15 protein-coding genes are annotated in these 13,032 nt (G+C 47.2%); 10 read left to right on the forward strand and 5 right to left on the reverse strand.

The genetic code is table 11. From position 1 onward, the window contains the following. The 5 genes from KDK14_RS00665 to KDK14_RS21405 all read left to right on the forward strand — a co-directional run. The coding region (locus KDK14_RS00665; protein ID WP_257263086.1) for a type II toxin-antitoxin system VapC family toxin at nt 1–327 on the forward strand (327 nt) is incomplete at its 5' end. A gap of 18 nt (nt 328–345) precedes the next feature. Continuing rightward, nucleotides 346–1,176 (forward strand): DUF1338 domain-containing protein, encoded by an 831-nt coding sequence (locus KDK14_RS00670; RefSeq protein ID WP_257263087.1) that lies wholly within the window; start codon nt 346–348, stop codon nt 1,174–1,176. 65 nt (nt 1,177–1,241) lie between these two features. Continuing rightward, entirely contained in the window at nt 1,242–1,733 is a 492-nt protein-coding gene (locus KDK14_RS00675) for a DUF29 domain-containing protein (protein ID WP_257263088.1), read from the forward strand. A 75-nt stretch (nt 1,734–1,808) separates the two neighbouring features. Continuing rightward, on the forward strand, nt 1,809–2,150 hold the full coding sequence (locus KDK14_RS00680; RefSeq protein WP_257263089.1) for a hypothetical protein: 342 nt from the start codon (nt 1,809–1,811) through the stop codon (nt 2,148–2,150). A 260-nt stretch (nt 2,151–2,410) separates the two neighbouring features. Beyond that, nucleotides 2,411–2,545: a DUF2442 domain-containing protein gene (locus KDK14_RS21405; RefSeq protein ID WP_306671414.1), complete on the forward strand. Its 135-nt coding sequence runs from the start codon at nt 2,411–2,413 to the stop codon at nt 2,543–2,545. Here the strand turns inward: KDK14_RS21405 and KDK14_RS00685 are convergent. Continuing rightward, the gene (locus tag KDK14_RS00685; protein ID WP_257263090.1) at nt 2,529–3,110 is read right to left on the reverse strand and encodes a Uma2 family endonuclease; all 582 of its coding nucleotides are present in this window, start codon (nt 3,108–3,110) and stop codon (nt 2,529–2,531) included. The genes KDK14_RS21405 and KDK14_RS00685 overlap by 17 nt on opposite strands. Nucleotides 3,111–3,270: 160 nt before the next feature. Here KDK14_RS00685 and KDK14_RS00690 point away from each other — a divergent pair, with 160 nt between their 5' ends. The 4 genes from KDK14_RS00690 to KDK14_RS00705 all read left to right on the forward strand — a co-directional run bounded on the left by KDK14_RS00690 (nt 3,271) and on the right by KDK14_RS00705 (nt 7,489). Next, the gene (locus tag KDK14_RS00690) at nt 3,271–4,584 is read left to right on the forward strand and encodes an O-antigen ligase (RefSeq protein ID WP_257263091.1); all 1,314 of its coding nucleotides are present in this window, start codon (nt 3,271–3,273) and stop codon (nt 4,582–4,584) included. A gap of 133 nt (nt 4,585–4,717) precedes the next feature. Continuing rightward, on the forward strand, nt 4,718–5,851 hold the full coding sequence (rfaQ, locus tag KDK14_RS00695) for a putative lipopolysaccharide heptosyltransferase III (protein ID WP_257263092.1): 1,134 nt from the start codon (nt 4,718–4,720) through the stop codon (nt 5,849–5,851). 30 nt (nt 5,852–5,881) lie between these two features. Then, a complete protein-coding gene (locus tag KDK14_RS00700; protein ID WP_257263093.1) occupies nt 5,882–6,883 on the forward strand; it encodes a hypothetical protein in 1,002 nt (333 codons plus the stop codon). Between the two features lie 57 nt (nt 6,884–6,940). After that, on the forward strand, nt 6,941–7,489 hold the full coding sequence (locus KDK14_RS00705) for an acyltransferase (protein ID WP_257263094.1): 549 nt from the start codon (nt 6,941–6,943) through the stop codon (nt 7,487–7,489). A 64-nt stretch (nt 7,490–7,553) separates the two neighbouring features. On the opposite strand, the gene KDK14_RS00710 is transcribed toward KDK14_RS00705, so the two are convergent. The 4 genes from KDK14_RS00710 to KDK14_RS00725 all read right to left on the reverse strand — a co-directional run bounded on the left by KDK14_RS00710 (nt 7,554) and on the right by KDK14_RS00725 (nt 11,414). Further along, nucleotides 7,554–8,258 (reverse strand): bifunctional 2-polyprenyl-6-hydroxyphenol methylase/3-demethylubiquinol 3-O-methyltransferase UbiG, encoded by a 705-nt coding sequence (locus KDK14_RS00710; protein ID WP_257263095.1) that lies wholly within the window; start codon nt 8,256–8,258, stop codon nt 7,554–7,556. A 106-nt stretch (nt 8,259–8,364) separates the two neighbouring features. After that, entirely contained in the window at nt 8,365–9,450 is a 1,086-nt protein-coding gene (locus KDK14_RS00715; RefSeq protein ID WP_257263096.1) for a glycosyltransferase family 4 protein, read from the reverse strand. Between the two features lie 7 nt (nt 9,451–9,457). After that, the gene (locus tag KDK14_RS00720) at nt 9,458–10,639 is read right to left on the reverse strand and encodes a glycosyltransferase family 4 protein (RefSeq protein WP_257263097.1); all 1,182 of its coding nucleotides are present in this window, start codon (nt 10,637–10,639) and stop codon (nt 9,458–9,460) included. After that, entirely contained in the window at nt 10,632–11,414 is a 783-nt protein-coding gene (locus KDK14_RS00725; RefSeq protein WP_257263098.1) for a glycosyltransferase family 2 protein, read from the reverse strand. The genes KDK14_RS00720 and KDK14_RS00725 overlap by 8 nt, the downstream gene beginning before the upstream one ends. 175 nt (nt 11,415–11,589) lie before the next feature. Between KDK14_RS00725 and KDK14_RS00730 the strand changes: the two genes are divergently transcribed. After that, nucleotides 11,590–12,924, forward strand: a complete 1,335-nt coding sequence (locus tag KDK14_RS00730) for a UDP-glucose/GDP-mannose dehydrogenase family protein (protein ID WP_257263099.1) — start codon at nt 11,590–11,592, stop codon at nt 12,922–12,924. Nucleotides 12,925–13,032 lie beyond the last annotated feature (108 nt).

Raw genomic sequence — 13,032 nt, forward strand, 5'->3', positions numbered from 1 at the left:
GCTAAATATCCTATTATCGGGATGATCGTTCGACCGATTCTGTCGCCCTGGCTGGAAAAACGGAATGAAATAAATACAGCCACGGCAGAAGGGTTTCTCGCCCAGCTGGAAAATCTGCCAATTTACGTTGACCCTTTGACAACGAATCAGGCGTTCAATCGCATTGCTACACTGGCAAGGAGTTATCAATTGAGCAGCTACGATGCAGCCTACCTGGAACTCGCCATACGGGAAAACCTGCCTTTGGCAACACTGGATAAAATACTGCACAAAGCGGCACTAAAAGCCGGGATACCGATCTATCTGATGGATTCTGATGTGCAATAGTTTTATTACGGAGAAATTATGAAACTCACAATTCATGAATTACTGGATGCCATGTGGCAGGATTACCTGGCACTCACCCCGGACGCCAAACCTATCCACCAGCTATTTACTGACCTGAATCAAGGCACGGTGGTCAATGACCACATTGCCCTGCGCACCTTCAACCTCGACCAGGTATGTCTGGATAAAATAGCCAGACCATTTCTTGATGCGGGATACCAGCCCGTGGATGACTATCAGTTCCCGGCTAAAAAGCTCTATGCCAAATACTACCAGCATAACGATGACACCTTGCCCAAGGTGTTTATCAGCGAGCTGAAAGTTGAGGAACTGCCCGGGCACTGCCAGGGCATTATCAAAATGTTGGTAGATCAGGTATCTGAAGAGTCTGTGAATCAACAGGGATTCTGCTATTCCGGTCGTCCATGGCATATCAGTCAGGAACAGTATCAGATGCTCGCCAGTGACAGTGAGTATGCCTCCTGGGTAGCAGCCCATGGCTTTCGTCCCAATCACTTTACGGTATCCATCAACCACCTTCGCTTTAATCAGGCGCATTCCCACCCGGATATTCAAAGCGTCAATCAACTGCTGCTGGATAAAGGCTATGCCATGAATACCAGTGGCGGCCTGATCAAAGGATCCCCGGACGTGTTGCTGGAACAGTCCTCAACCCTGGCCAAAGAGGTCCCGGTAAACTTTACGGACGGCACCTTAACAATACCCGGCTGCTATTATGAATTCGCCCTGCGCTACCCGATGCCCAACGGTCAACTCTACCAGGGGTTTGTGGCGGCTTCGGCGGATAAGATATTTGAGAGTACGGATGTGGTTCCGCAAGGGAAATGAAAACATGGTATAAATTCTTCATGACTCTCCTAAACTGGTTGGCAGTGAATAAAAGGATTCTAAGAATGGAAAACAGCAAATATCCGCTTTACCACCGCGATTACCCAAAATGGCTTGCCCTTCAGCGCACACTATTAGCCGAACGACGTTTTGATGAGCTGGATATTGATAACCTTCTGCATACCATGGAGTACCGCATGGGGGATTTTGTTGATGAACTGGAATCGCATCTGGTCAATTTGTTAATTCACTTGCTAAAACAGCATTACCAGACCCAGGTCATCTACCCACGCCGTTATGAGCCGCAGGCATTTCGCAGTTGGTTTGACAGTATTGATTCAGCCCGTGGTGAGATCAGCCGACTGCTCAATAAACACCCGTATCTGAAAAGCAACCAGGATGAAGCGGTGGAAGCCAGCTACCCTTACGCCAAAAAACGCGCCATTAAACAAATGAACCAATACCTGCCCCGGGAACAATGGCTCACCGACACCAGTTTTCCTGAAGCCTGTCCCTGGCCATGGGAACAACTGCTGGATGAGGATTGGCTACCCTGAGCCGTCTGTGTGCCAATGCTTATTTTCACGGGTCACCTGCTATAATTTTTTGCCAGGCAGACTGAGAACAAACCAATGGACGACAAACTGTTTAACGACCTCATAGAAATCGGCATCAGCAAAGAAACCGCCCATGCCGTCGCTGTCTCCCTGAACCCTGACCATATTGCCACCCAAAAGGACGTATTGCGGCTGGAAAAGCTGATTCTCGACTCACGCCTGTCCGCCAAAAAGGACATCATCCGGCTGGAGCAAGCCCTGAAAAAAGTGGACGTGGAATGGCGCAAAGCCATGGTGGAGCAACAGGCCAAATCCACCGAACTGTACGCCAACAGCAACCGCCAATTCATCATCACCTTTCTCGGCATGATGCTGACGGCGTGTGTGCTGTTTGCCATGAATTACTATTTCCATTGAACAAGGCTCTGGCTAAATTCTGGCTGAAACCTGTAAACCTGGCCAGCTCCTCAAGATTCTCAGCACGTGAAATCCGGTAGCTGAAAAAGCGTGTAAACGAACATCCTGATCATTTACTTGAGGCATGGTATGAATTCTTCAAATATTGAACCATGCCCTTTAGCGCAGAACATTCAGTTTACCGACGCTGAACTGATAGTCACATTACTGGCTTACTGGATGGCAGGGCTATTCATATTCCCATCGCCTGGTTTACCACACTGGATAATGCAACCGAAAAACAACGGGCCACCTGGAAGCTACTGGGAGAAGGTGACGGCATTCACTGGCCGGAGCTGGATGAAGACCTGAGCGTCGCAGGCCATCTTAAAGGTAACCCTAAACCACCCCAATAACATCCCGGTAAATATCCGCAACTGGCAATTCAAGCTCTACCGAATTCAATACCAGCTGATCACCCTTTTTCAGCTGGGTTAACTGCCACTGCTCGCCAGAGCGACGGTAAAGATCCACCAGCATATCCTGTTGATCCACCAGCAGGTACTCTTCCAGACGAGCTATTTGCGTATAGGCAGCCAGCTTGCCCAAACGATCATACTGCTCGGTACTGGGCGACAGTACCTCAATAATCAGCTTAGGGGCTTCCTCTACATAGGGGTCCTTTGGAGTTTCATCAGAGGGGTGACTGCAAACCACCATCACATCCGGGTAAAAGAACATGGTGTCATTCTTACCACCAGCGCGAACTTTCATATCGGAGGCAAAGACCTGACAGCGCGTGCCTTTGAGATGTGTATTCAATAAAGTCGCCAAAGACACGGTCAATAAATTATGCCGCCGACTGGCACCGACCATGGCATAAACGTAACCATTGACAAATTCGTGTTTAACCTCAGCTGTTTTCTCCGCTTCAAGGTACTCAGCGGCGGTGATTGGGTAGGTTTTCATAAGTGGTTGCATGGTCGTTCCTGATGGTGTGTTTATTATGTGGTATTCAGGATAGTTGGGGAATGATAACTAACAAGGAGCCAAATGATATCAAGTTGAATTCTTACTGAAATCGATACGCTGAACAGATAAACTACCGGGCTTTAAATTTTCAAATCTGTTTGGTGCCACCATGCGAGCCATATCAAAAGCAGAGCTTTTTCTACTGGTTGCTTTCTTTCTTGTGTTACCTATGTACGAAGGCCCTAAAAACCTCTTGTTAGTGGTTTATATCATTACCTGGAGTCTGCAAAGCTGGAGAGCAAAGGATTTTGGCGGCAAGCTTCGCTCTTGGGAATGGGTTCTTGTCCTGTTTCTTGTTGCAGGCTTTATCTCGGCCCACACCAATCCGTTTGGGTGGGATAAGCCAGTAAGTGGTGCACTGACTTTTGCCAAACTGATTATACCGGCAATGCTGATTTCCAGAACAAGTATCCCAACACCAAAAGTCACCCTTTTGGGATCATCAATTATATTGGGAACATTGATTGCAATACTTGAGTCCTGGTATGTCTGGAATCGAGATGGCGGCGAATATCCAGAACTCAACTCGGTTGGACATGTTAATCAGTCAGCGCTGTATATTGCCATTGCTTTTGGTGTATCTCTGTCACTGTTCATGTTTCAGAAAGGCTGGATAAAAGGACTATCTGCCATTGCCATTCTGTTCTTTGCCATTGCCATGGTTCCCACCATCTCAATTACCGCTGTTGCTGTTATTGCGGCAATGGCTATTGCCGCTATTTTTATGCAGTTCCGGCCTGACCGGAAACACCTGACCCTGCTCACTGCAAGCGTGGTTATTATCGGGATTTCGCTCTTTGTCGCCAGCAACCATATTCCCAAGCTGAATAGTTTTAAGGCTAATATCGCCTATCATATGCAAGGCGGTGATACCGGCAGCTCATTCCTGAGCAAGCGGGATGTCATTTTCAACTCTGTTATTTTTGTCTTGCCAGACTTCCCAATGTTTGGTGCGGGCGATCGTCATTTCGACATTGCCACCAGTGAAGAATATATGCAGTCTGTCGCGGCCCAACGGGGAATTCCATACGACTCTGAGCGTTTTTTCCATACCAACCATGGCCATAACATGGTCACTTCCGTTCTGCTGAATCGGGGTTATGTTGGATTGTTCCTGATGCTGACTTTTATCCTGGTAGCCGCCTGGAAGCACCTGCAGTGGCTTATTCATTATTACTCTGAGCGGAAACTGGAGCTTGAACCGGTCATCGGTATCATGACGGGCATATACATTATTGTTGGAGGTCTGGGTAACTCAACTCTCTATGTTGAACATGGTCAATTAGCATTCTGTCTGATTGGGCTTTCTATGGGCTACTTGCAGAGAAAGACCGATCGAAAAGTGATTGATTCTCAGACTTATACTATTTCTGAGCACTCAATGGAAAAGACCAGCCAGGGTTCAAAGGAACATTTACTCTAGAAGCATCAGCTGGCAGCAAGAAGTGTGCTTTTTGTTGCCATTATAATTTTCACTGATATTTACTCTCGCTTTAAACCCATGAAGGTAGAGTGAAATTTTTTATCAGCGTCGTGAAAACAGCAAGGGTTTGTGTATGAAAATTCTGGTGACCAAGTTTCGTAATCTCGGTGATGTTTTACTGTCAACACCACTGTTTGCCAGCTTGAAAGCCATCTACCCCGACTCGGAGCTTCATGTTTCCGTTAACGATTTCTGTACTCAAGTAATAGTCGATAATCCTCATGTGGATAAGGTGATACCCTATTCTCGAGGCAAGAAAAGTGAGCAAAACATCTGGCAGCGTATTCGTACGGAAATTGAGTTTTACTGGCAGTTCAAAGGTCAGTATGACCTCGTTATTAACCTTACTGAAGGAGATCGAGGTTGTATCATCAGTGCTCTTTCAGGGGCACCCCGGCGAATGGGGTACATTAAAAAGCCGACGTTGATCAACCGGCTTGCTCGTTTTGATACGACATTCAATAGCCAGCAACGTATCCCTACGGTTCAGAAAGACCTGCAATTTGCTGAGGCTATCGATTCCCGGAAAGTAATAAAGAAAGTCACCTTGGGCTGGCGCAAAGACCATGAAGAGATGATCGACGAACTATTGTCCAAACTAGGGCTAAATGATGGCTTTGTGGTCGTTCACCCGGTTTCACGATGGATGTACAAGTGTTGGGACTCGGCCAAAGTTGCTCAGTGTATCGACCATATCCAGAAAAAATGGCAAAGACCCGTTCTTTTAACGACGTCCTCCGACCCTGAAGAAGTCAGCATTGCAGAAGAAATTGCCAGCCACTGCCAGCAAAAGCCTCTTCAATTGCCACACCCAGTTAACCTGCAAGCTTACGCTTACCTGACATCAAAAGCCTGCTTGTTTTTTGGTATTGACTCAGCCCCCATGCACATTGCCGCTTCTACAGATACTCCGGTGGTTGCACTTTTCGGAGCCAGTGAACCAAACCTCTGGGGTCCCTGGGACAATAATCAGGGAAGCAACTATCAGTTGATGACCGGTGTTCAGCATAATGGCATTCACTGCGTCATATCGAATGACAACATGGAACTCTACCTTGACGGTGACAGAAAGCTCTCAAGAGGTATGATGGAGATATCCATTCCCCAGGTTATATCAGAGCTTGATAATGAGCTGGAAAAGCTGTCAAACAGTCAACAGTCATCCCATACTGCAGATACAGTCCAGTTGACTTCTGTGGCAATATAAGAGCCACATTTTAAACTCAGATACTTGATAATGAGCAAACCATCAAACCTTCATTTCATCCTGAATGATACAGATCGCTGGCAGGATTTACTGTCTGGCGACCTACCCACACCGGCAAGTATCAAACACCGGATTATTACGGGAGAAGACATTTGGGTACTGTTGACCTACCTGCATTTTTGCCACGCTGGCTATGATGTAACTTTGGGTAGTGAAGCTCGCTCAGACAAAATCAATATCATTGACGGTGTTAAATCACGTCCAAAAAACACCTTTGCCGATTATTTCTATGTGGCCTGCAGAACCGACGCCCACTATCCGGAATTTGGTCACTTTGTATTGCATCAGAACCTGATTCAGACGGGCAAGAGCAACGAAATCTATGTGCCCCAATGGCCTCAGCCCGGCCTGATTTCACGTGACAACCAGCGCGGAAATAGCATCAAGACTGTGGCATTTTTTGGCCAGCCCAAGCGAAACCTGGCAGAAGCATTCCAGTCCGAATTATTTTTGTCTGAACTTAAAAAACGCGATATCGAATTCATTATTAAAGGCAAAAGTAACGATAGCGTTGAGTGGCACAATTACTCTAACGTAGATATTGTGATTGCTGTCCGGGATGTCCCGATAGAGCTGCTAAAAATCAAACCCGTCAACAAAGCCACCAATGCCTGGCTTGCTGGAGCGCTATGCATAACAGGTGATGAGCCAGCCATAACGGCAGCATTTAACAGCAGCAAAGCCATCTTACACGCCACAACAGTCGACGGTGTTCTGGCAATTATTGACCGTTTACAGGAACAACCTGAGCTTTTTTCAAAAATTTTGACTGAAGGACAAAAACTTGCTCAAGACTACAGTGAACCATCAGTACTGTCTTACTGGGTGAAAATGGAGGAGTTTGTTACACCAGAGTTTGAACGTTGGAAAAAAACCGGAAAAGCAGAGAGGTTGATCAGCTATTTCCGCAGAAGAATACTTAACCGACTCAGTAAATCAACACACAAGTGGACCATTTCCCGGCATATCTAGCCGATTGCCGGAGCCTTTTGCCTTCCATTAACTATCCTGCCAAGGCCTGAAACGACTATGAGCTTATACAAAAAGCTGGCTATCTTTTTTAAGTACCGTAAAAAGAAGTTTAAAAAAATTGGCAATAATGTTCACTTCAAAGAACTGGATTCAAAGTACCTTCACACTGAAAATATCGTGCTTGATGACCACTGCAAAATCCTTGGCCAAGCCTATATTGACGGCAGTGGCGGTGTTTTTATAGGCCGTAGCTCAGTACTGGCTCCCCTATGCACGATCATAACCAGCAATCATTTTTATGATGAAAATGACCTTGAATTTCTGCCTTACGACAATCGTATGGTCAGAAAGCCAGTCAAGATTGGCAGGTATTGCTGGATAGATCGTAATGTAATGATTATGCCCGGAGTGACCATCGGTGATGCATCAATAGTCGCCGCTGGCAGTGTTGTTGTTGAAGATGTCCCGCCTTATACGGTAGTAGGTGGAAACCCGGCTCAAGTCATTAAACAGAGAAATCAGAACAAGCTGGAAGTATTAATTCACAAAAAACGATGTTATGAGGATCCTGAGGCTAATTCGGACAAGAAGAAAGTCTTTATATAGCAGAGAAGATCGTTGCTATATTTTCAATTCTTAATATTCATATTGTGTCAATCCCACTACCTGCTTAATAACACGGTTGCTTCGAGGTTGCCGAAACAACCAGTCGACGCCCCAGCGTTGATTGATCACTTCCAGCATCTTGCCAGAACTGTCGTTCTTCAGCTGATGATGCTTTTTTAGCCTTATTTCGACAATAAATTCGCTGAGGGACTGCCAAAACACGCTCATAAAAATGCCGAGGTTTTCGCTCCTCAGGCAGGTCGTGAAGTCTTATATTTTCATAACCTGCCAGTGTCAAAAAAAGATGCAGCTGAGGAAAACTCCAGGCAGTAATATGCATATGCGTTCCTCTCTTGATCTTCCCGATCAGAGGCGGAAAACTGGGAAAGAAACCATTGCCAAAATATTTAAGCTTTGCTCCGGGATACCAGACGTTCGGCGTAGTGATAATTAGTAAACCATCACCAGACAGGTGCTTTCTGGCAGATGAAAAAAAGTGTAGCGGATTGCCTATATGCTCAATACCTTCACAGGATACAATGGCCTGATACCCCCCCCCCCCGAGATTTTCTGGAATGCCTTCGTCCAGATCAGCGCATAAGAAATCACCATACCCGTCGGGTCTTGCATCAAAGAGATCAATACCGTCAATGCAATGTTCGAACCGTAGCATAGACCTGAGCCAACCACTGCCTGAAGGCGCATCCAATATGCGTTTTGGTTTTCTTGCATTAAGGATATCGGCAACAACCGGCATATAGGGTTTCATAAGTAGGTAGATCCTGATTACGCAAAATGCCGCAAATTATACGTCAACTTACTAACTTTTTGTAAAGACCAAAACATAAATTTCAGCTGAATCTGCTCGAAATGAACTAATCACAACTCCTGAATACTGACTCCATATCATCAACCATCTTTTTCTTAGTGCAGCTAGTTAATGCAAACTCTAAGCCAGCCTTTGAATATTTTTCGATCATTTCAGAGTCATTAATCAAAGTTTCAAGGGCACCTCGAACACTATCTGTATCCTTAGTCTTTACCAACAGCCCATTTTCCCCAGGATGAAGAACCTCAAGAATACTACCAACATCAGTGGATATAATGGGAAGCCTACACAACATAGCCTGCATGATTCCCTGCGGTACCCCTTCATTGCCGTAGGAGGGAAGGCAAAAAATATCCATCGACTGAAGCCAGGGCACTACATTATCCTGGTTGCCGGGCATGGTTACCTTGTCGGCAATACCGAGCCCTGAAACTTGCTGTTGAATATTTTCAAACTGTGGACCATCACCAACAATCAGCAGATGTATATCGTCCCTGGATAACTGCGCAAAAGCGTTGATCAGGTACTCATGCCCTTTCCAGGACCGCAGGGTTGCAAGAATACCGACAATGGTTTTATCCACGGGTAATCCCAGAGTCTGGCGAATTTCATTTTTGTTATCAGCCGGTACAAAACGTGACTGATCGATACCGGTAGGAATAGATTTCATCTTTTCCAGCGGAATGCCATTGTGGCTGTGCAGTGTCTGACGCAACTGCTCTCCCGTGGTGACAATAAAGTCATTCCCTTTATTGTATAGCCACAATGTACTTCGGTTGTTGTGTACCGCTGTTGATAGGTGCCGGGTTCGTACAATTCTTGGGCGATGCTTTTTCCAGGCCAGGCACAGCGACACCAGCCAGCTATCGGTAGAACTGTGGGTGTTAATGACATCAAAGTGATTAGCCGACAGGTACTGATGCATTGCCCATAAAGAAGAAAGCTTCTTCTTTTGAATCGGCAGGGCAATCGCCGGAATACCTCTTTTCAGGGCTGCCTCATAGATTTTTGCATGTTCGGGGCAGGCGATGGTGACCTGATGGCCTCGTTCCATCATCCCTTCAGACTCAGTCAGAATCCTGATTTCCTGACCACCCCATCCACAGGATGACTCTGTATGTAAAATTTTCATGCTTTTCTCAAGTATTCAATATCTGGCTATACAGAGACAACAACTGGTTCGTAAGCCGTTCTGAAGTGAATGGTTTAATGGTTTCCCGAGCCATCATACCCAGGCTCTCGGCATGGCCTTTATCAGTAAATGCGTTGATGGCAGAGGATAAAGTGGGTATATCCAGGGCATCACAAAAGTAGCCATTACATCCTTCCTCAATAATCTCCGCTCCGCCACAGCTGCTACTGGTGATCACGCCAAGGCCGGATGCCATGGCCTCCAGAATAACATTGGGAAAAGGGTCATAAATCGTGGGCAGAATAAAGCCATCAGCAGCACCGTAAAAACGACTGCTGTCACTTTGCATCCCCATAAAATGAACACGTTCAGCACAACCCAGATCACGGGCCTGTTGCTGATACTTTTCTTCCTGCTTGTCCTTGCCCACAACAATCAGATGCGCTTTTGTGACGGCGATGGCTTCCAATGTCGCTGCCAGGCCTTTTCGTTCAAAGCCGGAACCCACAAACAGCATAGCCGTTGCATCTGCTTCAATTCCCAATGCTTCCCGGACGACCAATCCTTCAGCCTGTTTCAGGGCAGGATTAAATTTTTCCTGATTAACACTGTTGTAGATAACGTGAACAATCTCAGGCTTGATGGCAAACTCCCGGCATACTTCCTCTTTCACCATTTGGGAGTTACAGATCACCGCTTTCAACTTCGGATGCTCAAACATCTGCTTCTCCGCATCCATCACATAACGGTGAAAACGATCATTTTTCATTCGCTTAGCCTGAGCTTCAGAGGTAATTCTGGAGCGATGCTCCAACCAGCATTTATGCACACCATCACCAGCACGATAAATGGTGCAACCTGGTATGCGCTCATGACTCTGCACAATATCAAAACTGGAGAAGTGCTTTTGTACAGCCCTGGCAAAACCCCGTTCACGGCTGACCCGGCCCCATTTAAACGGGTTGCAAACCTCAGCATGAAAAGACGGGTTCTTTATACCCTGCCACTGTCGGGTTAATACGGTAATATCCAGTTGCTGTTGTTCTGCTTTTTGTTGAGGTTGCTCTGCGTTTTGTTGAGAAAGCGCAGACAATGCCGATGCCACAAAACGCTCGGCACCGCCATCGGGCCGGTATTTTTGTCTGACAATAGCAAGCTTGATCATAAACTCAGGGGCCCCGTTATTCACCGGGCTGCTGACGGGTCTTGCCCATAGCCCAGAGTGCAGCATATTTGTTGAATGTATATTGGGTAACCACCAGTGAGAGGAGGAGCCCGTGGCCGCCATCAAGGAAGCCTTTTCTCAGTAAAAAGGTTTTAATAAACGCACCCAGCCCGTGGCCAAAGGCAGATACCAGGCCGACGTTCTTGCCTTGCAAAAAACGCTCTTCAGCCCAGCTTCGGGCATAGACCAGTTGCTTCTGCTGAAACTGCATGTAGTCATCACAGGTACGGTGCAGCAGGTCACCAGAGAGTTTTATCACTTCAGCTCCGGCGGTATCAACGGATTCGTGCACCAGGTTGCTGTTATAGGTTCTCTCGTTATTCAGATAAAGACGCAGGACTCGATCCGGATACCAGCCGCAATGCATCATATAGCGACCAAGAAACCAGTTACGCCGGGCACAGGAATACACTTTATTGGCTTGCAACGGTTTTGACAGCACATCTGAAATGCTCGCCCTGAGTTCATCGGTTACCTGCTCATCCGTATCCAGCATAAAAATATAGTCAGATGTCGCATAGTGCTGGGCAATCTGACGCTGCCTGCCATAACCCTGCCAGTCAGTGTGCTGATAAACCCTGGCACCACAACGGGTTGCGATCTCAACCGTATCATCGGTACTGCCAGCGTCCAGAAGAATGATTTCATCGGCCCATTGCACGGAATTCAGGCTACTCTCCAGGGTAGCACTGCTGTTTTTGGCAATCAGAACAACAGAAAGGGTATTCGTTTGAGACATAAGTGGCACGGTTCGCTTTGTCAGAAGCTGTCTGAAAGATCAAGCCAGCAAAATAGCCGAATCATATCGGCTTTGTGGCACCCAGTAAACGACAGGCTTTGTCAGTCTGACATTTCCGCCCGATTCGCTTTCAGTTAGAATAACTCCCCTTAATTTTCCACGGTAACCATTCACTATGAAAGTCACGGTTTTCGGTATTGGCTACGTTGGCCTGGTGCAGGCTGCGGTTCTGGCAGAAGTGGGTCATGATGTTGTCTGTGTCGACATCGATCAAAACAGGGTGGATAACCTGAAGCGCAGCATCATTCCTATCTACGAGCCCGGGCTCGAAGCTATTGTGAAAGAGAACAGTCAGGCTGGCCGGTTGCACTTTACGACAGATGCCGCTGAGGGTATCGCCCATGGCTCATTGCAGTTTATTGCTGTGGGAACGCCACCGGATGAAGATGGTTCGGCCGATTTGCAATATGTCCTTGCCGTGGCCAGCACCATTGCCGAGCATATGGATGACCGCAAAATCATTGTGAACAAGTCCACCGTCCCTGTGGGCACCGCCGATAAAGTGGCCGCCAAAGTGGCAGAAGTTCTGCACAAGCGAGGGGTTCAGCTTGAGTTTTCTGTCGCGTCTAACCCTGAGTTCCTGAAAGAAGGGGCAGCGGTTAATGACTGCATGAGGCCGGATCGAATTGTGGTTGGAACTGACAGTGCTGATCTTAAAAACAATCATGTGACTGATACCATGAAAGAGCTTTACGCCCCTTTCAACCGCAACCATGACCGTATGATTTTCATGGATGTGCGCAGTGCAGAACTCACAAAGTACGCAGCGAACTGCATGCTGGCCACCAAGATCAGCTTTATGAATGAGATGGCTGGCCTGGCTGAACGACTGGGGGCCGATATTGAGATGGTGCGTCAGGGGATCGGCTCTGATCCACGTATTGGCTTCCATTTTATCTACCCTGGCTGTGGTTACGGTGGCTCCTGTTTCCCGAAAGATGTTCAGGCACTGAAAAGAACCGCAGAGGACATTGACTTTGAACCGCTGGTTCTCAGAGCGGTTGAGGAACGAAATGCCCAGCAGAAAAATGTTCTGTTCACCAAACTCAGCACGCACTTTAATGGGCAGCTGGCAGGTAAAACCATTGCGCTTTGGGGGCTGGCATTTAAACCGAATACGGACGATATGCGCGATGCCCCAAGCCGGGTGCTGATGGAATCACTCTGGCAGGCCGGAGCAACCGTGCAGGCCTATGACCCGGAGGCGATGGAAGAGGCGCAACGTATCTATGGTCTTCGGGATGATCTGACACTGTCTGGTACACCACAGGCGGCAATTAAAGGTGCCGATGCCCTGGTTATCTGCACCGAGTGGCGTCAATTCCGTGCGCCCGACTTTGACCAGCTTAGAGCATTATTGAAAGAGCCAGTGATTTTTGATGGTCGTAATATGTACGAGCCAGAACGAATGAGACAGAAAGGCTTTACATACTTCGCTATTGGCCGCTAGTGTGGGCTTTGCTGACTAAGTCGTCTTTCCTCGTTCCCATGCTCTGCGTGGGCATGCATACGAATCTGGCAGTATGAGAAAGAGCCACTGCCTGGTAGGGTTTTCGGG

This window comes from Endozoicomonas sp. ONNA2 (assembly GCF_024606365.1).
Taxonomy (GTDB): domain Bacteria; phylum Pseudomonadota; class Gammaproteobacteria; order Pseudomonadales; family Endozoicomonadaceae; genus Endozoicomonas.

Bases quoted from the DNA above. Each gene is read 5' to 3' on its own strand.
- KDK14_RS00680 (WP_257263089.1), top strand. From the start codon at position 1,809: ATGGACGACAAACTGTTTAACGACCTCATAGAAATCGGCATCAGCAAA.
- KDK14_RS00725 (WP_257263098.1), bottom strand. From the start codon at position 11,414: ATGTCTCAAACGAATACCCTTTCTGTTGTTCTGATTGCCAAAAACAGC.
- KDK14_RS00685 (WP_257263090.1), bottom strand. From the start codon at position 3,110: ATGCAACCACTTATGAAAACCTACCCAATCACCGCCGCTGAGTACCTT.
- KDK14_RS00705 (WP_257263094.1), top strand. From the start codon at position 6,941: ATGAGCTTATACAAAAAGCTGGCTATCTTTTTTAAGTACCGTAAAAAG.
- KDK14_RS00730 (WP_257263099.1), top strand. From the start codon at position 11,590: ATGAAAGTCACGGTTTTCGGTATTGGCTACGTTGGCCTGGTGCAGGCT.
- rfaQ (WP_257263092.1), top strand. From the start codon at position 4,718: ATGAAAATTCTGGTGACCAAGTTTCGTAATCTCGGTGATGTTTTACTG.
- KDK14_RS00690 (WP_257263091.1), top strand. From the start codon at position 3,271: ATGCGAGCCATATCAAAAGCAGAGCTTTTTCTACTGGTTGCTTTCTTT.
- KDK14_RS00675 (WP_257263088.1), top strand. From the start codon at position 1,242: ATGGAAAACAGCAAATATCCGCTTTACCACCGCGATTACCCAAAATGG.
- KDK14_RS00700 (WP_257263093.1), top strand. From the start codon at position 5,882: ATGAGCAAACCATCAAACCTTCATTTCATCCTGAATGATACAGATCGC.
- KDK14_RS00670 (WP_257263087.1), top strand. From the start codon at position 346: ATGAAACTCACAATTCATGAATTACTGGATGCCATGTGGCAGGATTAC.
- KDK14_RS00715 (WP_257263096.1), bottom strand. From the start codon at position 9,450: ATGAAAATTTTACATACAGAGTCATCCTGTGGATGGGGTGGTCAGGAA.
- KDK14_RS00710 (WP_257263095.1), bottom strand. From the start codon at position 8,258: ATGAAACCCTATATGCCGGTTGTTGCCGATATCCTTAATGCAAGAAAA.